This is a genomic window from Borborobacter arsenicus, from assembly GCF_003934165.1.
GTDB lineage: Bacteria > Pseudomonadota > Alphaproteobacteria > Rhizobiales > Rhizobiaceae > Pseudaminobacter > Pseudaminobacter arsenicus.
Genome location: NZ_RKST01000108.1, coordinates 1 through 525, shown reverse-complemented (window position 1 = coordinate 525; position 525 = coordinate 1). Strand labels below are relative to the sequence as shown.

The 525-nt window shown below is 61.0% G+C and carries 1 protein-coding gene; it reads left to right on the top strand.

Translation table 11 applies throughout. From position 1 onward, the window contains the following. On the top strand, positions 1-373 hold a 373-nt coding region (locus EET67_RS25420; RefSeq protein ID WP_165900050.1), incomplete at its 5' end, for a transposase. Positions 374-525 lie beyond the last annotated feature (152 nt).

Below are 525 nucleotides of genomic sequence, written 5' to 3'. Positions count from 1 at the left end.
GGCATCCCATGCGGACGGGCGGATGCTGCCGCGATTGGTGACGACAGACAACACTTCCTCCGAGGTCTGGGCCGACAGCGCGTATCGGTCGCAGAAGAACGAGAAATGGCTGGCTTCAAGGATGCTGGTCAGCCGCATCCATCGTCGCAAGCCGGCGGGCAAGCCGATGCCGCAGAATATCGCGCGGGCCAATGCCGCGAAATCGTCGATCCGTGCCCATGTCGAACACGTCTTCGCCCACCAGAAGAACAGGTTCGGCCTGTTCATCCGCACCATCGGCATCGCACGTGCCGAGGCGAAACTCATCCTGGCCAACATCGCCTACAACTTCGACAGGCTGATCTTCCATGAACGGGCCAGAACCTTGGGCTGAATCCGTCTGCCGTCGGAAAAGCGGCCTCCATACCGATGCCGGCAACACATTCCGGCGTCCAAACGTGGTCCGTCAACCGACCGCGAACCCGCAATCCGGCTTCAAACATGGCCGTCGGCTCAATCCACAAGGGTTAATGCGGGTCTCCAGCT